A 16840-nucleotide genomic window follows, 5' to 3' on the forward strand; every position below is an offset into this window, starting at 1 on the left:
GGGCCCCGAAGTCAAGCCCCAATCGCGGATCGTCGCGGAGCGGCGATGAACACCCTCGCTTCGTCCGAGGTGCACGCCCACGCTGGAACAGGCACCAGACCGCAATGGCGACCACGCCGGAACTCGCACGGAACCGACTACATCCCCTCAGCCGGCTCCCAAAGCTCAATCCGATTCCCCTCCGGATCCACACACCACCCGAACCGCCCGAACTCCGAGTCCTCGGTCTCCGGCAGAACCTCAACCCCCCGAGCCTTCAACTTCGTCATCAACGACCCGAGATCGTCCACGCGAAGGTTCAGCATCGTCCGCTGATGCGGCTCCCCGATGTACTCGGTGTCCTGCGCGAACAGCGCCATGGTCGTGGTTCCGGGACGGTCCGACGTGGCCGTGTCGAGCCAGTGGAACGTCACCGCGCCCTTCTCCGACATGGGCACGCCGAGGTTGTCGCGGTACCAGGCCGCTAAACGCGCAGGGTCTCTGGAACGCAGGAAAACCCCGCCGATGCCTGTCACCCGCGCCACCCGACGGACCCTACTACCGCGTGCCACGATGGGGGAATGGACGCCGTCACGTCTGCACCCGAACCGGTCAACGAACCCGTGCGCGCCTATGGTCCCGACAGCGCCGAACGCACCAGCCTCCAGGCACGGATCGCGGAGCTGGAAGGCGAGCGGCACGAGCTGACGATGACCATCGGCGGGCAGCAGCGGATGGCCTCGGGTGAGCGGATCGACGTCGTCCAGCCGCACGACCACCGGCACGTGCTCGGGCAGACGGCGCAGGCCGGCAACGCCGATGTCGCGGACGCCATGCGGGCCGCTCAGCACGCGGCGCCCGGTTGGCAGGAGCTGCCGTTCGACGAGCGGGCGGCTGTGCTGCTGCGGGCCGCCGACCTGCTGGCCGGGCCGTGGCGGGACACGCTGAACGCCGCCACGATCCTCGGGCAGTCGAAGTCCGTGCAGCAGGCGGAGATCGACGCTGCATGCGAGCTCGTCGACTTCCTGCGGTTCAACGTCCACTTCGGCCGTCGCATCCTCGAGGAGCAGCCGGTCTCCAGCAAGGGCGTGTGGAACCGGATGGACCACCGGCCGCTCGACGGGTTCGTCGTCGCGATCACGCCGTTCAACTTCACGGCCATCGCCGGGAACCTGCCGCTGGCACCCGCGTTGATGGGCAACACCGTGGTGTGGAAGCCGTCGCCCACGCAGCAGCTGGCCGCGCACTTCACCATGCGGCTCCTGGAGGAAGCGGGCCTGCCGCCGGGGGTGGTCAACCTCGTCACGGGGGACGGGCAGGCGGTGAGCGAGGTGGCGTTGCGGGAGAGGTTCTTCGCCGGGCTGCACTTCACCGGGTCGACGCGGACGTTCAAGGCGCTGTGGCAGACGATGGCGGGCAACCTCGACAACTACCGCGCCTACCCGCGCGTCGTCGGGGAGACCGGGGGCAAGGACTTCGTGCTGGCACACGCTTCCGCCGACCCCAAGGCGCTCGTCACGGGGCTCGTGCGCGGTGCTTTCGAGTACCAGGGCCAGAAGTGCAGTGCCGCGTCACGGGCCTACGTGCCGCGGTCGCTGTGGGAGAGCGAGGTACGGGAACGGCTGCTCGACGTCACGAAGTCCTTGTCGTACGGCGATGTCACGGACCTGTCGGTGTTCGGCGGCGCCGTCATCGACCGGCGGGCGTTCGCGAAGCACGAGGAGGCGCTGCTGATGGCGTCGGCGTCCACATCGGTCGAGGTGCTGGCCGGCGGCTCGTGCGACGACTCGGTGGGCTACTTCGTCGACCCGACGGTCCTGCTCGGCACCGACCCGCACCACGACATCTTCACGACGGAGTACTTCGGACCGATCCTCGCCGTGCACGTCTACGAGGACGCGGACTTCCCCAAGATGATGGAGATCATCGACACGTCCACGCCGTACGCGCTGACGGGCGCGATCTTCGCGCGTGACCGCTTCGCCGTCGAGCAGGCGCACAAGGCCCTGCGGTTCGCCGCGGGCAACTTCTACGTCAACGACAAGCCGACGGGCGCGGTCGTCGGGCAGCAGCCGTTCGGCGGTTCACGCGGGTCCGGCACCAACGACAAGGCGGGCTCGATCTACAACCTGCAACGGTGGACGAGCCCGCGCGCCATCAAGGAGACCCTCGTACCGCCGACCGACCACCGGTACCCGCACATGGGCTAGTGGCGAGGCTGCCAGCCCGTCGTCTCGGTCAGCTTCGTGCTCACGACCCGCTGCGACCGCGCGAACACCTCGAACGACGCGGCGAACCTGCCCATCAGCCGCGGCAGCCGGGTGATCCCCAGGTTCCGTTTCAGCACCGGCGACCCGACGTTGTAGATCCCCGCGGGAGCGTCCAGCACGGACACGACCGCGGCCGCCGCGTCACCGGGGTGCACGACCGACATCCAGCCGTCGCCCACGAGCACCGGCGGCGACTGCGCCTCACCACCGGTCAGCAGGCCGATGCGCAGGAACACCCCGCCGGGGTGCGCGAGGACGTTGTGCTGGGCGGTGACCGAACTGGCGATGTGCCCGACGGGCTTCAGCGGCGCGTCCTCGTCGAGCTCCCGGTCGCCGCCGTCCGCGTAGACGAACGAGATGCCCTCCTGGACGATCCGCCCGACCCCGGCCCTCGTCGCGGCCTCGACCAGGGCGGCACTGCCCTCGGTGCGGATGCGGTCGTTCTCCGCCCAGGCACTGGCCAGCACGGCCTTCGCCGACAGCGGGATGCGGGTGGCGAGGTTGACGACGGCGTCGTAGCCCGTCAGCGCCGCGGCCAGCCGGTCGGCGTCGAACAGCGAGGTCGTGTGCCGGTCCAGCACCCCGACCTCGTGCCCGGCCGCCTGGAGCCGGGGCACCGCCTGCCGTCCGAGAACACCCGTCGCACCGATCACGAATACCTTCATGACAGGGGGACGGGACAGCGCGTCAGGTTGTGACAAGCCGTTCGTACGCCTTCGCGGCGAGGCCCTGGACGACCTGACCGACCGCGTTGCGGTCGTTGCTCCGCTGGACGACCTGGAGGGTGACGAGCTGCCGTTCCCGCACCTCCAGGACGGCGTCGCACGTCACCTCACCGGAGGAGTCCTCGCACCTGGTGGTCACCGGGCGGTTGTTGCTGTCGCCCTCGCCACCGGCGATCACGCCGCCCGTGCCGCCGTCGGCCAGCAGCTTCTGCGACTCGTCCGCGAAGGCCGCCTCCCGCAGCGTCAGCTTCGCGGTCAGCCCGTCGAAGGCGAAGTCACAGGCCTGACCCGACTTGGCGGGGGTGCCCTTGAGCGCACCCGCGTCCCCGTCCTTCAGCACCGAGCACGGGTCGGTCGCGACGAACGACTTCCCGCCGCCGGGGGCCGAGCAGGCGGCGAGAACGACCAGCAGGGGTGGCAACCAGCGCAAGCTCATGATCAGTCAGCGTAATCGTCGCGGCCCGCGCGCGACGCCAGCAGCCGCCGCAGCGACGCCAGCCTGCCGGGGGCGTCCGGGACCAGCTCGTCCAGCATGCAGCCGGGGTCCTCCGGCGCGCCGAGGTGACCGCAGCCCGGCGGGCACTCCTCCGCCGCCTCCGCGAAGTCCGGGAACGCCTTCACGATGTCGTCCGGCGTGATGTGCGCCAGGCCGAACGAGCGGATGCCCGGCGTGTCCACCACCCAGCCGCCCTCTGGCAGCCGCAGCGCCACGGCCTGGGTCGAGGTGTGCCGGCCCTTGCCGACGCCCGACACCACGCCCACCGCGCGGTTCGCGTCCGGCACCAGCCGGTTGACCAGCGTGGACTTGCCGACGCCCGAGTGCCCGATCAGGCACGACACGGTGTCCGTCAGGCGCTCCCGCAGCACGGCGGGCTCCTCGTCGAACCGCGTCACGATCACCGGCACGTCGAGCTCGGTGTAGAGCGCGAGCAACGAGTCGGCGGACGCCAGGTCCGACTTCGTCAGGCACAGCACCGGTTCCAGGCCACCGGCGTAGGCCGCGACCAGGCACCGGTCGATGAACCCCGTGCGCGGCGGCGGATCGGCTAGCGCGACGACCATGATGAGCTGGGAGGCGTTCGCGACGACGACGCGCTCGAACGGGTCCGTGTCGTCCGCGGTCCGGCGCAGGACCGACGTGCGCTCCTCGACGCGCACGATGCGGGCCAGCGTGTCCGGCTGGCCCGACGTGTCACCGACGATGCCGACCTGGTCACCGACCACCACGGGCGTGCGACCCAGCTCGCGCGCACGCATCGCCGTGACGACGACGCCGGACTCCAGCGCGCACGTCCAACGGCCGCGGTCGACGCCGATGACCATCGCGGTCTCGGCGTCGGCGTGTTCCGGTCGTCTCTTGCTGCGCGGCCGCGTCCCCTTGCCGGGGCGCACCCGCACGTCGGACTCGTCGAGCTTGCGCCAGTCCCGCTTGCCCACTTCTACGCGCACCCGGTGAGCATGGCGTCCCACATGCCCGGGAAGTCGGGGATCGTCTTGGTCGTGCTGCCGATGTCGTCGACGGAGACGCCCGGCACCACCAGGCCGATGATCGCGCCCGCGGTCGCCATCCGGTGGTCGGCGTAGGCCTGCCACACGCCGCCGTGCAACGGCACGGGTTCGATGACCAGCCCGTCCTCGGTCTCGGACGCCCTGCCGCCCAACGCGTTGATCTCGTTCACCAGCGCCGCGATCCGGTCGGTCTCGTGGCCGCGGATGTGGGCGACGCCGCGGATGACCGTGCGCCCCTCGGCCAGCGCCGCCAGCGCGGCGACGGTCGGCGTCAGCTCGCTCTCGTCGTGCAGGTCGACGTCCAGACCGGACAGCTTCGCCGGGCCGCGCACCGTGAGGCCGCGTTCCGACACCTCGACCTCGCAGCCCATCCGCTCCAGGATGCCGCGCACCGCGTCACCGGGCTGGGTCGTCGTGGCCGGCCAGTGCGGGATCGTCACCTCGCCACCGGTCACCGCGGCCGCCGCCAGGAACACCGTCGCGTTCGACAGGTCCGGCTCCACGTGCCAGGTGCGGGCCTTGATCACGCCGGGCTCGACGCGCCAGGTGTTGGCGGAGTCGGTGTCCACCTCGACGCCGACCGAGTGCAGCGTCTGGACCGTCATCTCGATGTGCGGCAACGAGGGGACGGGCTTGCCGTCGTGCCGGATCGTCACGCCCTTGTCGAAGCGGGCGGCGGACAGCAGCAGCCCGGACACGAACTGCGACGAGCCCGACGCGTCGATCGTCACCTCACCACCCGGCACCGAACCCGTGCCGTGCAACGTGAACGGCAGCGCGTCGCCGTCGACCTCGACGCCCAGCGACCGCAACGCACCCAGCACGGTGCTCATCGGCCGCAGGCGGGCGTGCGGGTCGCCGTCGAACCGGATCTCGCCCTCGGCCAGCGCGGCGGCGGGCGGCAGGAAGCGCATGACCGTGCCCGCGAGCCCGCAGTCGACGTCGGCCGGTCCGCGCAGCAGACCGGGCAGCACGTCCCAGCCGCCGTCCTCGCGGTCGGTGAACCCGATGCCCAGCGACGACAGCGCGGCGGCCATCAGCACGGTGTCGCGGCTGCGCAACGGCGCGTGCACGGTGGACGGCCCGTCGGCCAGCGCCGCGAGCACCAGGACGCGGTTGGTGATCGACTTCGAGCCGGGCACCGGCACCGTCGAGTGGACTGGGCCGGACGCGCTGGGGGCTGACCAGTGCTGAGTCATGCCCCGAATGATCCCGCATGCGCGTCCGGGCAGCTCGCACAGGTGTTCCGGGCGTGGGATCATTGCGACTTCGGAGGTGATCTGTTTTGTGCGGTAGGTACGCCTCCACCAAGGACCCGGCGCTGCTGGCGGCCGAGTTCGACGCGGTGGACGGGACCGGTGGCGACGCGCCGGGGGCGGACTACAACGTCGCTCCCACCAAGCACGTCATGGCCGTGGTCGAGCGCAAGCCGGAGGACGAGGAGATCGAGCGCGCCGTCCGGGTCATGCGCTGGGGCCTGGTCCCGCACTGGGCCAAGGACCTCTCCGGCGCGGCCAAGATGATCAACGCCCGCGCGGAGAGCGTGCTGACGAAGCCCGCCTACAAGCAGTCCGTGACCAAGCGCCGCTGCATCATCCCGGCCGCGGGCTGGTACGAGTGGCAGCCGGGCGAGGGTCGCAAGCAGCCGTACTTCATGACGTTCGGGGACGACACGTCGCTCGCGATGGCCGGTATCTGGTCCGTGTGGTGGAAGGACGACGTTCCGACCGTCACGTGCGCGGTGCTCACCACGGAGTCCATCGGCGCGTTGACCGAGATCCACAACCGCATGCCGTTGCTGCTGCCACCGGACCGGTGGGCGGCGTGGCTCGACCCGGAGTCGCTGGACCCCGGTGAGCTGCTCACCCCCGACCCGTCGATCGTCGAGGCGCTCGAGCTGCGTCCCGTGTCGGCGGCGGTCGGCAGCGTGAAGAACAACGACCCGTCCCTGCTGGACCGCGTCCCGCTCGCCGGGGAGCCCGCACCCACCCAGCTCGAGCTGTCGTGACCACACTGCTGGTGGACACGCCGCACGGCCCGGCGAGGGCCTCCCTGCACTGCGCCCAGGAACCGCGTGCGGCCCTGCTCCTCGGCCACGGCGCCGGTGGTGGCGTCGAGGCCCCCGACCTGGTGGCCGCCTGCCACGCCGCGAACTCCGTCGGCGTGCACGTGGCCCTGGTCGAACAGCCCTACCGCGTCGCGGGCCGTCGTGCCCCGGCGCCCGCCAACCAGCTCGACACCTCGTGGCTCGCCGTGGTCGACGACCTCGGCGAACGCTGGTTCGACGGCCTGCCCCTGGTGTTCGGGGGCCGGTCGTCGGGCGCGCGGGTGGCCTGCCGCACGTCCGTCGAGGGCCAGGCCGTGGCGGTGCTGTGCCTCGCGTTCCCGGTGCACCCTCCGGGCAAGCCGGAGAAGTCCCGGCTGGCCGAGCTCGACGGCGTCGAGGTCGCGACGCTGGTCGTGCAGGGCGAGAACGACCCGTTCGGCCAGCCCGGCCGCGGCCACCACCGCGAGGTCGTGCTGCTCAAGGGCGACCACTCGCTGAAGGCGTCCGTCGCCGACGTGGGCCGGTCGGTCGGGGAGTGGCTGGACCGGGTGCTGCGACCGCTCGACTAACGCGCCATCCGCGTCCACGTGTGCCGGCGCCCGCGCACCGCGACCGAGTAGGCGTACAGCAGTTCCGGGTCGCCCATGCCCGGCAGGAAGCAGTCGCCGATGTGGTGCGCGTCGACGCCGATCTCCTTCGCCGTGAGCGCGAGCTGCGGCACGACGTTGGTGTGCGCGCCCTCCTGGGACGTGCCGATCGCGCCCATCACGACGGCACCCCTCTCGTGCACGGCCCTGATGGCCTCGGCGGCCGCCTCCCTGGTCACACCGGGCAGCGTGCCGGGGATGGGGACGATCACGCCGTCCGCGCCCGCGTCGACGAGGGCGGTGAGCTTGGCGGCGGTGATCGGTTCCGGGTGACCGGCGTGGTGCATCTTGCCGACCCACAGCGCGGCGTCCGTGCGGATCTGCTCGGTGGCCCTGGCCATGCCCTCGAGCGAGCCGCCGGTGCTGGGGTTGGCGGTCACGACCAGCAGCGCCGCTCCCGCGTCGGCGAGCCGCAGGGCGTTCTCGGGCGTCGCCTTGCGCAGGTCGGGAACGGTGCCGGGCTCCAGGTTGACGCCGATGGGCCTGCCGAGCCGCTCCGCCAGCTCGCGCAGGCTGCCCAGCTCGCCGAGGCCGGGGAAGTGGAACGTGCGGCCGTCCCAGACCCGGTCGATCATGTTCAGCACGACGACGTCGGCGCCGAACGCGGCCATCAGCTCGGCGTTGTGCACACCGTTCTGCCCGTCGAACGACAGCGCGGCGCGGTCGGCGAACACCTCGGCGACCATGGTCCGTCCCTCGGACGCCGCGACGGCGGCGGACAGGTCGGGACCGCGGAGCGCGGCGAGCCCGGGGCGGTCGAGATCGAGGATGCGCACGTCTGCCTCCTGTATTGGTCTAAACCAAATGGTGGCACCCTACGACTTCGGCTGGGATCTGCGCCATGAGCGACTTCGACGAGCAGGGCCGCCCGGAACCGCCGATGGACGGTGACGAGCCGGCCACCCTGACCGGCTTCCTGGAGTTCCACCGCGCCACCCTCGCGTGGAAGACCGCGGGCCTCACCGCGGCGCAGCTGGCGCAGACGACCGCGAAGTCGTCGATGACGCTCGGCGGCCTCGTCAAGCACATCGCCTACGTCGAGCAGCAGTGGTTCCACGTCGTCCTGCACGACCGCGAGCCGCTGGAGCCCTGGAAGAGCGTCGACTGGAAGGCCGACAACGACTGGGACTGGCACTCGGCCGCCGACGACACCCCGGAGCAGCTCCAGGCCCTCTGGCAGGACGAGGTCGACCGCGCCCGCAGATGCGTCGAGGAGGCTCTGGAGACCGGCGACCTCGGCCAGCTCGCGCGGCGGCCGCCGTGGCGGGACGGCCGGAGGGTGAGCCTGCGCTGGATCCTGATCCACATGGTCGAGGAGTACTCCCGCCACAACGGCCACGCCGACCTGCTCAGAGAGGCGATCGACGGCAAGACCGGCGAGTAGGGCGAACTCTTCCGAATGGAGGAATTGGTCGGCCGAAAGCACGAAATCCGATCTCCGTGACAACCACGTGTATCTCCGGGCCGTCGTTCAGTGTGTACAGCGAATACCTGTCGAGACGAATTCGGGAGAACACGTGAGCCGTTTCCGCACAATTGCGACCGCAGCCGCACTGGCCGGTACAGCCGCTTTGGCCGTCGTGGCGGCTTCCGCCGCTCAGGCCTCCGGCACGAAAGCGGCGGCCCCGTGGTGCACGGGTGACGATCTGGCGATCCGCGTCGACGACATGCACTCCCCGTCGGCCAAGGACAAGGCGCACGTGATCCGGTTCGTCGCGGCGGAGGGCGCCTCCTGCCGGATCGGCGGCACCGTGAGCAACCTGCGCTTCCTCGACTGGAAGGGCGAGGACGTCCACGCCGCCCTGAACGGGCGCCAGCCTCCGTACACCGAGACGCTGGTCGGCGGGGACAGCTACGCCGCCATGTACATCGCGTCGAACAACGAGGGTCCCCAGCAGTCCCCCGCGTTCGTCCGCTTCAACCTTCCCGGCCAGGGTCAGCTGGGCGCTCTGGTCACCGTCGCGTGGCCGGCGTCGGGTATCGGTGCCGAGTACGTCCGGGGCGGCGGCATCCAGGCGCCGGTCGGTTAGGCACTGATTTCCGCGACCACCGCATCGGTGAGCCGCATCAGGTCGGCAGGCGTGATCTCGACTTCGAGACCGCGCCTGCCGGCGCTGCAGAAAACAGTGTCGAATTGCAGTGCCGACTCGTCCAGCACGACCGGCAGTCTTTTCTTCTGCCCGAGCGGGGAAATTCCGCCGGCGACATAACCCGTCGCGCGCTCGGCGTCGGCGACGACCGCCATCTTCGCCTTCTTGCCCTTCAGCGCGGCCGCGAGACCCTTCAGGTCGAGCTGCGAGGTCACCGGCACGACGCCGACAGCGAGCTTGCCGTCCACCTCGGCCACGAGCGTCTTGAACACGCGCTCCGGCACCAGACCGAGCGCCTCCGCGGCCTCCAGCCCGTACGACTCGTGCCGGGGGTCGTGCTCGTACGAGTGCAAGGTGTGCGCCACCCGCTGCTTGTCCAGCAGCGCTGTGGCGGGGGTCCCACGTCCGGCCATGCGGAATTACTACCAGCACCCCCGTTGTTACGTAGGACGTGGTGACGAACATGCTCGAGCGGTCCCGCGTAGAGTCAGTCCCGACCCAGAACCTGTGGGAAGGGAGCGCGGTGCCCGCCACCGGCACGACAGAGACGACGGCGGAGCGCGCCGCGCGTTTCGAGCGCGACGCTATGCCCATGCTCGACCAGCTGTACTCGGCCGCCCTGCGCATGACGCGCAACCCGGCGGACGCGGAGGACCTGGTGCAGGAGACGTACCTCAAGGCCTACTCGGCGTTCGCGTCCTTCTCGGAGGGCACGAACCTCAAGGCGTGGCTGTACCGGATCCTGACGAACACCTACATCAACGGCTACCGCAAGAAGCAGCGCCAGCCGATCCAGCAGCCGACCGACGAGATCACGGACTGGCAGCTGGCGCAGGCGGAGAGCCACACCTCGTCCGGGCTGCGCAGCGCTGAGGTCGAGGCACTCGACAACCTGCCCGACAGCGACGTCAAGGAAGCATTGCAGCGGTTGCCGGAGGAGTTCCGGATCGCGGTCTACCTCGCCGATGTCGAAGGCTTCGCCTACAAGGAGATCGCTGACATCATGGGCACCCCGATCGGCACGGTGATGTCCCGGTTGCACCGGGGCCGTCGCCAGCTCCGCGACATGCTGGCGGACGTCGCCCGCGACCGTGGTTTCCTGCGAGGCAGCAACGGAGACGCGTCATGAACTGCGGCGAACCCCACGACACCGACTGCTCCGAGGTGCTGTCCGAGGTCTGGCTGTTCCTGGACCAGGAGTGCGACGGGTCCCGTCGCGCGGCGCTGCAGACGCACCTCGACGAGTGCCACCCGTGCCTGGAGCAGTTCGGGCTGGAGGAGCACCTCAAGGCGTTGCTCGCGCGCAAGTGCGGCGGTGACTACGCCCCCGCTGACCTGAAGGCGCGCATCAGGGCGACGATCGTGGAGATTCGCACCGAGGACTGAGAGGTCCTCCCGCTAGACAAAAGGCCCTGGTCACCGGCGTGGTGTCCAGGGCCTTTCGCAGCACTCAGGCGTTGGGGCGCTTGCCTCGGTTGGCGCCGCCCTTTTTGCGGTCGCGGCGCTTGCGAGCACGCTTCGACATGGGTGTCTCCTAGGATCAGAACTGCTTCGCCCACCAGTTTCTCATGGAGGAGTTCTGTCTACGCTCACGGACCTGCTGGCCGAGCACACCAAGCTCTCCGGCGCCGCGGTCGACCACCTGCAGCTGGTCGTCGCGGAGTGGCAGCTCCTCTCCGACCTCTCGTTCGCGGACTTCCTGATGTGGGTGCCGCTGGAGGACGACAAGTTCCTCTGCGTCGCCCAGGCCCGTCCCACGACGGCGCCCACGGCCCACCCGGAGGACGTGGTCGGTAGCGAGGTCGACTCGGAGGAGCACCCGCAGCTGCGCCGGGCGAAGGACGAGTCGCGCATCTGCCGCGAGGAGGACCCGCGCTGGCACCTCGGCGTGCCGGTGCGCAGGGAGACCATCCCGGTGCGGCTGGGCAACCAGGTCATCGCGGTGCTGAGCCGCAGCACCAACCTCGCCGTGCCGCGGGTGCCGTCGCCGTTGGAGATCTCCTACCTCGGCAGCGCCGCCGACCTGTGCCAGATGATCGCGGACGGCACGTTCCCGGCACCCGAACCGTCGCCGGACGTGCACACCAGCCCGCGCGTCGGTGACGGCCTGATCAGGCTCGACCCGTCCGGCGCGGTGGTGTTCGCGTCGCCGAACGCCCTGTCGGCCTACCACCGCATGGGGCACGCGTCCGACCTGGTCGGCGTGCACCTCGCGCCGCTCACCCGCAGCCTCATAGGGGATCCGTTCGACGCGACCGAGGTGGCCCAGCGCATCCGGCAGGCGCTCGAGGGCCAGACGTCGATGCGCATGGAGGCCGAGTCACGCCGCGGCGCCGCGGTGCTGTTCCGCGCGTTGCCGCTGCGGCCGCGCGGACAGGCCGCGGGCGCGATCGTGCTGTGCCGCGACGTGACGGAAGTGCGACGGCGCGACCGCGCGCTGATGTCCAAGGACGCCACGATCCGCGAGATCCACCACCGGGTGAAGAACAACCTGCAGACGGTCGCCGCGCTGCTGAGGCTGCAAAGCCGCAGGTTGAGCAACCCGGAGGCGAAGGAGGCACTGGCCGAGTCGGTCCGGCGTGTGACTTCCATCGCACTCGTCCACGAGACGTTGTCGATGTCCGTCGACGAGAGGGTCGACCTCGACGACGTGGTCGACAAGGTGATCCCGATGATGGGCGACGTGGCGGTCACCGAGACCCAGGTGAGCGTGCGCCGCGAGGGCGGGTTCGGCATCGTGCCGGCCGAGATCGCGACCCCGCTGGTGATGGTGCTGACCGAGCTCGTGCAGAACGCCTTCGAGCACGCCTACGCCCCTGGCCAGCGCGGAGAGGTCGTCGTGCACTCCGAGCGGTCGGCGAAGTGGCTCGACGTGACGATCACCGACGACGGCAAGGGCCTGCCGCAGGGTTTCTCGCTGGAACGCACCGACCGGCTGGGTCTGCAGATCGTCCGGACCCTCGTCGACTCCGAACTGAGGGGCTCTTTGAGCTTGCGGCGACGGCCCCGAGGCGGTACTGAGGCGGTCCTGCGCGTGCCGCTCAGAGGGCGGCGGTAAACTAACGCCGTGCACACGTGACGACCAGCCTCAGCGGTCTCACGTGGTCATGCGGGAGGGTGTGCAAACAAAAGAAGAAGCCCGACACCTGGCACGGTGTCGGGCTTCTTCTTATATGTCTCTTTGCGGGCGAACAGCCTGCTCAGGCGTTGCTGCGGGCGCGCGTGCGGGCGTTGCGGCGCTTGAGAGCGCGACGCTCGTCCTCGCTCATAGCGCCCCACACGCCGGCGTCCTGGCCGCTCTCCAGCGCCCACGCGAGGCAGTCGGAGACGACGGGGCAGCGACGGCAGACGGTCTTCGCCTCGGCGATCTGAAGCAGCGCGGGACCACTGTTCCCAACGGGGAAGAACAGCTCGGGGTCCTCGTCGCGGCAGATCGCGCGGTGGCGCCAGTCCATTGGAACTACTCCTCAGCTAGGCGCGCACAAGGGCACGCCGGTTGTCAGCGGTCGTTTTTGGGGTGCTTGTGAATGCTTTCACGAACGGCAGAGATGTCAAGGGGTAAGCACTGACCCGGTGAGTGAACTCACCCAAAAGATCGACAGCGTTCACCTGGGGTTTCACGCTCTGCTGTCACTCGACTGCAGTACATCCCGGGTCAGTACCAGGACGGTCACGAACCGATCACGGACTGTCAAGTTGCTTATACGGCAACAGTCAACGCATCGGGGACCGCCCGGAACTCCACCGCCGTGGTCGTTCCGAGGAAATCTCCGTCCACCTGGAGGTTGGCGGGCTCCTCGCACTTCACTCTGACATAACCCACGTCGTCACGCCGAACGAGTTTCCCGCTCTTCGGATTGCCGGTCGCGAGGATCTGGGCCACGTACCGGCCGACCGTGGGTACCCGCAAAGTCTCCAGCGCACTCAGCCCGAGCCCGCCGTCGAACGAGGTGCTCGGGTTGAGCTGGATCGCCTTGTCGCCGAAGTACGTCCACGGGTCGGTGTTCGACACGAACACCATGCCGACGTCCTCGAACGGCGGCTCGTCGGGGATCTCGACGGTGAAGTGCTGCGGCTTGCGCACGTTCTGCGCGTACGCCTTCAGCGCGACGCTCAGGTAGAGGGCGGGGCTCGCGTTGCGGCCCTTGGCGCGCTTGCGCTCGACGCCCGCCACCACGTCGGCGTCGAGGCCCATGCCGGCGTTGAAGGTGAACCAGCGGCCGTCGTCGATCACGTCCGCGAAGACCTGGCCGAGCCCGATGCGCCTGCTGGTGCCGTGCTCGATCGCCTGGAGCAGGACGTGCGTGGCCTCGACGGGGTCGCGCGGGATGCCGAGGGCACCCGCGAAGACGTTGGCCGAACCGCCGGGCACGACACCGACCATCGGGCTGTCCGGACGGGGGCCGTCGCGCAGGACGCCGTTGACCACCTCGTTGACCGTGCCGTCACCGCCGTGGGCGATGACCAGGTCGAACCCGTCCGCCACCGCCTGGCTCGCGGCGTCCGCCGCATGGCCGCGGTAGGAGGTCTGGACGATCTCCAGCTTCACGTCGCTGGCCAGCGCGTGCGCCAACACGTCACGCCCCGCCGGCGTCGTTGTAGTCGCCTGCGGGTTCACCACGAGAAGAGCGCGCACCACTTGAGAGTAAGACAATGCGTGACTGCCGGCGTCTCGCATGTCCTCCCTCGGGGTGGCCCCAGCCTCACGAAAGTGGCGCAAATCTCCCTTCCGTCAGCACCGCGTTCCCCCTCGCAGTCGAGTGCACCCCGGACGACCGCCGGCTCGCTGAAGAGGCCCCTTGATCTTCTCGCGGCGGGCGTGCCGGGCGAGCCCTCCAACCGGGTGGCCTACGATCCGTGACCAGGTACAGAACGTGAGGAAAGGCCCCCGTGACCACTGGAACCCCGGCGCCGCCGCGCTCGGTGCGCATCGCCTCCGCGCTCACCGTCCTGCAGGGTCTCGGCGGCATCGCGCTGGCCGTCGCGCTCATCGTCCGGGTGATCGGCGGAGCGACACCCGTGGGCCCGATCCTCGGCGCCGCCGGTGTGCTCGTGATCTGGTTCGGCGCGGCGATCCTCGCCTCGGTCCTGTTGTTCCGCGGCCAGCACGGCGCGCGCACGCCCGTGATCGTCACGCAGCTGCTGCTCCTGGGGTGCGCCTGGTACGCGTACGGCCCGTCCGACCAGCAGCTTCTGGGGTCGCTGGGTGGCATCTACTGCGCGGTGGTGCTGGTGCTGCTGTTCACGAACGACGGCCGTCGGTGGGCCTGGGGCGACGACTCGGCGGATCACGACAAAGCCGACTAAAGGAGGGTGGTCAGCCTCACACCGAAGAGTGAAGCTGTGCGTGGTTGCTTAACCACTCCCTGCACTCAAGAGGTGACCAACCATGCGTGTTATGACCGCGATCGCGGGTGCCTTCCTGGCGGCGCTCTCCCTCGCACCGGTGACGGCCTCGGCCGCTCCCGAGGACCCGAACATGTCGCCGATGATCATCGGCGGCGGCACCGCGTCGAACTTCCCGTACGCGGCGCGCCTCTTCGTGAACGGGCAGCAGAACTGCTCCGCCACGAAGATCGCCCCGACCTGGATCCTGACCGCCGAGCACTGCGTGGCCTCGTCTGGCACGTACACGTTCCGCGCGGGCAGCCTGGACCAGACGTCGGGCGGGCAGCTCGTCACCGGTAACCAGATCATCAAGCACCCGTCGGCCGACCTGGCGCTCGTCCGGGTCAGCACGGCGATGTCCTCCCCGTTCTCCCCGCTCGGCCAGACCGTCTCCGCAGGTCAGACCGTGCAGCTCTACGGCTGGGGTGCCACCTGCACCAACCAGCCGGAGATCAACTGCCAGTCCCGCTACCTGAAGGTCGCGGACACCCAGGTCACGACCACCAACGGCCGTGACTACCGGGGTGGCCAGGCCATCAGCGTGCGTCGCATCAACGGCATCGCCGCTGGTGGGGACTCCGGCGGCCCGATGTTCGCGAACGGCCGCCAGGTCGGTGTCGCGTCCACCTCCGACCGGTCGAGCGTCTCGAACTACACCAACATCAACAACACGAGCTACCGCGCCTGGATCCGCCAGTACGCGGGCGTGTGACACACCCTGTCTGACCAGCGGTAACCCTGCGATGGCCCTCGGCTCCGGCCGGGGGCCATCACCCTGCGTGTTCACTAATGGTGGATGGACACGAACGGAGTAGCCGGTTACCGTGCCCCCAGCGTTCGCGCCGCTCGGGAGCAGGTGAGGTGCGCAGTGCAGGACGGCCCGAAGCGGGTGACGACAGGTGGCGCTTCCGAGCGCCCGAACATGGCTCGCCTGTTCGACTACTACCTCGGCGGAGCGCACAACTTCGCGGTCGACCGCGTGCTCGCCGAGGAGAGCATCGCGCAGGTCCCCGTGGCCGAGATCGCGCGCACGATCCGGTCCTTCTCCCGCCGCGTGGTGCGGTTGTGCGTCGAGGAGTACGGCATCCGCCAGTTCCTCGACCTGGGCAGCGGCATCCCGACGGCCGGCAACGTCCACGAGATCGCCCAGGCGATCGACCCGTCGTGCTCCGTCGTCTACGTCGACCACGACCCGATCGCCGTGGCGCACGCCCGCACGATGCTGCGGGACAACCTCAACGCCGCCATCGTGCAGTCCGACGTGAGCGACGTCGGCGCCGTGCTGCGTGATCCGGAGACACGTCGTCTCATCGACTTCACCAAGCCGACCGCGGTGCTGATGGTCGGCATCCTCCCGTACGTCACCGAGGAGCCCGCGGGCGTCGTGGCGCGCTATCGGGCCGCGCTGTGCGAAGGCAGCATCCTCGCGCTCACGCACCTCACGAAGGACGTCGAGCCGGAGCTCGTCGACAAGTTCGTCGAGATGGCGCACGGCGTGCACACGCCGCTCGTGCCCCGGTCGAAGCAGGACGTGGAGGAGTTCCTCTGCGGCCTGCGGCTGCTCGAGCCCGGCCTGGTGCTCGCGGCGAACTGGCGTGCGGACGGCGAGCTGCCCAGCGCCTCGGCGGCGGCGGACGCGTCCACCTACGGCGCGGTCGGGATCGTAGGCGCGTAGGTCCACGTAGGCGCCGGACAAAGCAAAAGCCGGGCCGAAGCACAGGGGTGGCTTCGGGCCCGGCCTTGGTCTTGCTCGGGGTCAGCCCCGGTAGGCACCCTGCTGGCCCGCGAGAGCGGCCGGGCCGTGGTACTGGGCGCCACCGAACGCGAGGATCGCGTAACCGATGAGGCTGAACAGCCACAGGCCGACGACGCCGAACACGGTGTCCTTGCCGAACGACTTGGCGAAGTCGATCGACACGATGACCGAGATGATGATGTTCACGACCGGGATCAGCATGAGGATGAGCCACCAGCCGGGACGGCCGGCGATCTTCAGCCACACGTAGAAGTTGTAGATCGGGATGATCGCGGCCCAGCCGGGCTGGCCGGCCTTCGTGAACGTCTTCCACATGACCACGATGGCGAAGACGAGGAACGCCAGGTACAGGATGATGCCGACGATGCCGATTCCGGCGGACGCCGGGTCGATGTCGGTGGTCGGGTCGTTGCCCACGGTCTTTCCTTC

At 69.8% G+C, this 16840-nt stretch carries 22 protein-coding genes; 11 read left to right on the forward strand and 11 right to left on the reverse strand.

Translation table 11 applies throughout. The features are described 5' to 3' along the window. Nucleotides 1-137 precede the first annotated feature (137 nt). Nucleotides 138-524 (reverse strand): VOC family protein, encoded by a 387-nt coding sequence (locus tag ACFWV3_RS36910; RefSeq protein WP_382418514.1) that lies wholly within the window; start codon nucleotides 522-524, stop codon nucleotides 138-140. Between the two features lie 36 nt (nucleotides 525-560). On the opposite strand from ACFWV3_RS36910, the gene pruA reads away from it, so the two are divergent. Continuing rightward, the gene (pruA, locus tag ACFWV3_RS36915; protein WP_382418516.1) at nucleotides 561-2189 is read left to right on the forward strand and encodes an L-glutamate gamma-semialdehyde dehydrogenase; all 1629 of its coding nucleotides are present in this window, start codon (nucleotides 561-563) and stop codon (nucleotides 2187-2189) included. Here the strand turns inward: pruA and ACFWV3_RS36920 are convergent. From ACFWV3_RS36920 to aroA, 4 genes are read right to left on the reverse strand one after another with little or no spacing between them, the layout of a single operon-like run. Continuing rightward, the gene (locus ACFWV3_RS36920) at nucleotides 2186-2914 is read right to left on the reverse strand and encodes an NAD-dependent epimerase/dehydratase family protein (RefSeq protein ID WP_382418518.1); all 729 of its coding nucleotides are present in this window, start codon (nucleotides 2912-2914) and stop codon (nucleotides 2186-2188) included. The genes pruA and ACFWV3_RS36920 overlap by 4 nt on opposite strands. A 22-nt stretch (nucleotides 2915-2936) precedes the next feature. Beyond that, complete coding sequence (locus tag ACFWV3_RS36925; protein ID WP_382418520.1) at nucleotides 2937-3410, reverse strand: hypothetical protein; 474 nt, start codon at nucleotides 3408-3410, stop codon at nucleotides 2937-2939. 2 nt (nucleotides 3411-3412) lie between these two features. Beyond that, complete coding sequence (gene rsgA, locus ACFWV3_RS36930) at nucleotides 3413-4411, reverse strand: ribosome small subunit-dependent GTPase A (protein WP_382418655.1); 999 nt, start codon at nucleotides 4409-4411, stop codon at nucleotides 3413-3415. A 2-nt stretch (nucleotides 4412-4413) separates the two neighbouring features. Further along, entirely contained in the window at nucleotides 4414-5682 is a 1269-nt protein-coding gene (gene aroA, locus ACFWV3_RS36935) for a 3-phosphoshikimate 1-carboxyvinyltransferase (RefSeq protein WP_382418522.1), read from the reverse strand. A gap of 86 nt (nucleotides 5683-5768) precedes the next feature. Here aroA and ACFWV3_RS36940 point away from each other — a divergent pair, with 86 nt between their 5' ends. Together ACFWV3_RS36940 and ACFWV3_RS36945 are read left to right on the forward strand one after the other, a co-directional pair. Further along, nucleotides 5769-6491 (forward strand): SOS response-associated peptidase, encoded by a 723-nt coding sequence (locus ACFWV3_RS36940; RefSeq protein WP_382418524.1) that lies wholly within the window; start codon nucleotides 5769-5771, stop codon nucleotides 6489-6491. Next, nucleotides 6488-7099 (forward strand): alpha/beta family hydrolase, encoded by a 612-nt coding sequence (locus ACFWV3_RS36945; RefSeq protein WP_382418526.1) that lies wholly within the window; start codon nucleotides 6488-6490, stop codon nucleotides 7097-7099. The genes ACFWV3_RS36940 and ACFWV3_RS36945 overlap by 4 nt, the downstream gene beginning before the upstream one ends. Here the strand turns inward: ACFWV3_RS36945 and ACFWV3_RS36950 are convergent. Continuing rightward, the gene (locus tag ACFWV3_RS36950) at nucleotides 7096-7953 is read right to left on the reverse strand and encodes a hypothetical protein (RefSeq protein WP_382418528.1); all 858 of its coding nucleotides are present in this window, start codon (nucleotides 7951-7953) and stop codon (nucleotides 7096-7098) included. The genes ACFWV3_RS36945 and ACFWV3_RS36950 overlap by 4 nt on opposite strands. 65 nt (nucleotides 7954-8018) lie before the next feature. Here ACFWV3_RS36950 and ACFWV3_RS36955 point away from each other — a divergent pair, with 65 nt between their 5' ends. Continuing rightward, nucleotides 8019-8561 (forward strand): DinB family protein, encoded by a 543-nt coding sequence (locus tag ACFWV3_RS36955; protein ID WP_382418530.1) that lies wholly within the window; start codon nucleotides 8019-8021, stop codon nucleotides 8559-8561. A 133-nt stretch (nucleotides 8562-8694) separates the two neighbouring features. Continuing rightward, nucleotides 8695-9207, forward strand: coding sequence for a hypothetical protein (locus ACFWV3_RS36960; protein ID WP_382418531.1), 513 nt, complete (start codon nucleotides 8695-8697; stop codon nucleotides 9205-9207). Here ACFWV3_RS36960 and ybaK read toward each other — a convergent pair. Then, entirely contained in the window at nucleotides 9204-9680 is a 477-nt protein-coding gene (gene ybaK, locus ACFWV3_RS36965) for a Cys-tRNA(Pro) deacylase (RefSeq protein ID WP_382418533.1), read from the reverse strand. The two genes, ACFWV3_RS36960 and ybaK, sit on opposite strands and share 4 nt — an antisense overlap. A 50-nt stretch (nucleotides 9681-9730) precedes the next feature. Between ybaK and ACFWV3_RS36970 the strand changes: the two genes are divergently transcribed. Both ACFWV3_RS36970 and rsrA read left to right on the forward strand, forming a co-directional pair. Next, on the forward strand, nucleotides 9731-10396 hold the full coding sequence (locus tag ACFWV3_RS36970; RefSeq protein ID WP_382418534.1) for a sigma-70 family RNA polymerase sigma factor: 666 nt from the start codon (nucleotides 9731-9733) through the stop codon (nucleotides 10394-10396). Continuing rightward, nucleotides 10393-10653, forward strand: a complete 261-nt coding sequence (rsrA, locus tag ACFWV3_RS36975; protein WP_330853469.1) for a mycothiol system anti-sigma-R factor — start codon at nucleotides 10393-10395, stop codon at nucleotides 10651-10653. Before ACFWV3_RS36970 ends, rsrA begins: the two co-directional genes overlap by 4 nt. 64 nt (nucleotides 10654-10717) lie before the next feature. On the opposite strand, the gene ACFWV3_RS36980 is transcribed toward rsrA, so the two are convergent. Further along, nucleotides 10718-10792, reverse strand: coding sequence for a 50S ribosomal protein bL37 (locus ACFWV3_RS36980; protein ID WP_369809028.1), 75 nt, complete (start codon nucleotides 10790-10792; stop codon nucleotides 10718-10720). A 54-nt stretch (nucleotides 10793-10846) separates the two neighbouring features. Here ACFWV3_RS36980 and ACFWV3_RS36985 point away from each other — a divergent pair, with 54 nt between their 5' ends. Then, complete coding sequence (locus ACFWV3_RS36985) at nucleotides 10847-12325, forward strand: histidine kinase N-terminal domain-containing protein (RefSeq protein ID WP_382418656.1); 1479 nt, start codon at nucleotides 10847-10849, stop codon at nucleotides 12323-12325. 142 nt (nucleotides 12326-12467) lie between these two features. Here the strand turns inward: ACFWV3_RS36985 and ACFWV3_RS36990 are convergent, their stop codons facing one another. Both ACFWV3_RS36990 and ACFWV3_RS36995 read right to left on the reverse strand, forming a co-directional pair. Next, nucleotides 12468-12722: a WhiB family transcriptional regulator gene (locus ACFWV3_RS36990; protein WP_330853468.1), complete on the reverse strand. Its 255-nt coding sequence runs from the start codon at nucleotides 12720-12722 to the stop codon at nucleotides 12468-12470. Between the two features lie 245 nt (nucleotides 12723-12967). Then, complete coding sequence (locus tag ACFWV3_RS36995; RefSeq protein ID WP_382418537.1) at nucleotides 12968-13903, reverse strand: diacylglycerol/lipid kinase family protein; 936 nt, start codon at nucleotides 13901-13903, stop codon at nucleotides 12968-12970. 254 nt (nucleotides 13904-14157) lie between these two features. On the opposite strand from ACFWV3_RS36995, the gene ACFWV3_RS37000 reads away from it, so the two are divergent. The 3 genes from ACFWV3_RS37000 to ACFWV3_RS37010 all read left to right on the forward strand — a co-directional run bounded on the left by ACFWV3_RS37000 (nucleotide 14158) and on the right by ACFWV3_RS37010 (nucleotide 16330). Continuing rightward, on the forward strand, nucleotides 14158-14574 hold the full coding sequence (locus tag ACFWV3_RS37000; RefSeq protein ID WP_382418539.1) for a hypothetical protein: 417 nt from the start codon (nucleotides 14158-14160) through the stop codon (nucleotides 14572-14574). A gap of 91 nt (nucleotides 14575-14665) precedes the next feature. Beyond that, nucleotides 14666-15367 carry a S1 family peptidase gene (locus ACFWV3_RS37005; protein WP_382418541.1) on the forward strand — a complete coding sequence of 234 codons (702 nt, stop codon included), beginning with the start codon at nucleotides 14666-14668 and terminating at the stop codon, nucleotides 15365-15367. Between the two features lie 84 nt (nucleotides 15368-15451). Next, nucleotides 15452-16330: an SAM-dependent methyltransferase gene (locus tag ACFWV3_RS37010; RefSeq protein WP_382418542.1), complete on the forward strand. Its 879-nt coding sequence runs from the start codon at nucleotides 15452-15454 to the stop codon at nucleotides 16328-16330. Nucleotides 16331-16411: 81 nt separating this feature from the next. On the opposite strand, the gene ACFWV3_RS37015 is transcribed toward ACFWV3_RS37010, so the two are convergent. Next, on the reverse strand, nucleotides 16412-16828 hold the full coding sequence (locus ACFWV3_RS37015) for a DUF5684 domain-containing protein (protein ID WP_382418544.1): 417 nt from the start codon (nucleotides 16826-16828) through the stop codon (nucleotides 16412-16414). Nucleotides 16829-16840: the final 12 nt, after the last annotated feature.

Source organism: Lentzea sp. NPDC059081, assembly GCF_042738015.1.
GTDB lineage: Bacteria > Actinomycetota > Actinomycetes > Mycobacteriales > Pseudonocardiaceae > Lentzea.

What these genes read in the sequence shown, in the direction of transcription:
- pruA (WP_382418516.1), top strand. Translation starts at nt 561, where the DNA reads ATGGACGCCGTCACGTCTGCACCCGAACCGGTCAACGAACCCGTGCGC.
- ACFWV3_RS36920 (WP_382418518.1), bottom strand. Translation starts at nt 2,914, where the DNA reads ATGAAGGTATTCGTGATCGGTGCGACGGGTGTTCTCGGACGGCAGGCG.
- ACFWV3_RS36925 (WP_382418520.1), bottom strand. Translation starts at nt 3,410, where the DNA reads ATGAGCTTGCGCTGGTTGCCACCCCTGCTGGTCGTTCTCGCCGCCTGC.
- aroA (WP_382418522.1), bottom strand. Translation starts at nt 5,682, where the DNA reads ATGACTCAGCACTGGTCAGCCCCCAGCGCGTCCGGCCCAGTCCACTCG.
- ACFWV3_RS36955 (WP_382418530.1), top strand. Translation starts at nt 8,019, where the DNA reads ATGAGCGACTTCGACGAGCAGGGCCGCCCGGAACCGCCGATGGACGGT.
- ybaK (WP_382418533.1), bottom strand. Translation starts at nt 9,680, where the DNA reads ATGGCCGGACGTGGGACCCCCGCCACAGCGCTGCTGGACAAGCAGCGG.
- ACFWV3_RS36970 (WP_382418534.1), top strand. Translation starts at nt 9,731, where the DNA reads ATGCTCGAGCGGTCCCGCGTAGAGTCAGTCCCGACCCAGAACCTGTGG.
- rsrA (WP_330853469.1), top strand. Translation starts at nt 10,393, where the DNA reads ATGAACTGCGGCGAACCCCACGACACCGACTGCTCCGAGGTGCTGTCC.
- ACFWV3_RS36990 (WP_330853468.1), bottom strand. Translation starts at nt 12,722, where the DNA reads ATGGACTGGCGCCACCGCGCGATCTGCCGCGACGAGGACCCCGAGCTG.
- ACFWV3_RS37005 (WP_382418541.1), top strand. Translation starts at nt 14,666, where the DNA reads ATGACCGCGATCGCGGGTGCCTTCCTGGCGGCGCTCTCCCTCGCACCG.
- ACFWV3_RS37010 (WP_382418542.1), top strand. Translation starts at nt 15,452, where the DNA reads ATGGACACGAACGGAGTAGCCGGTTACCGTGCCCCCAGCGTTCGCGCC.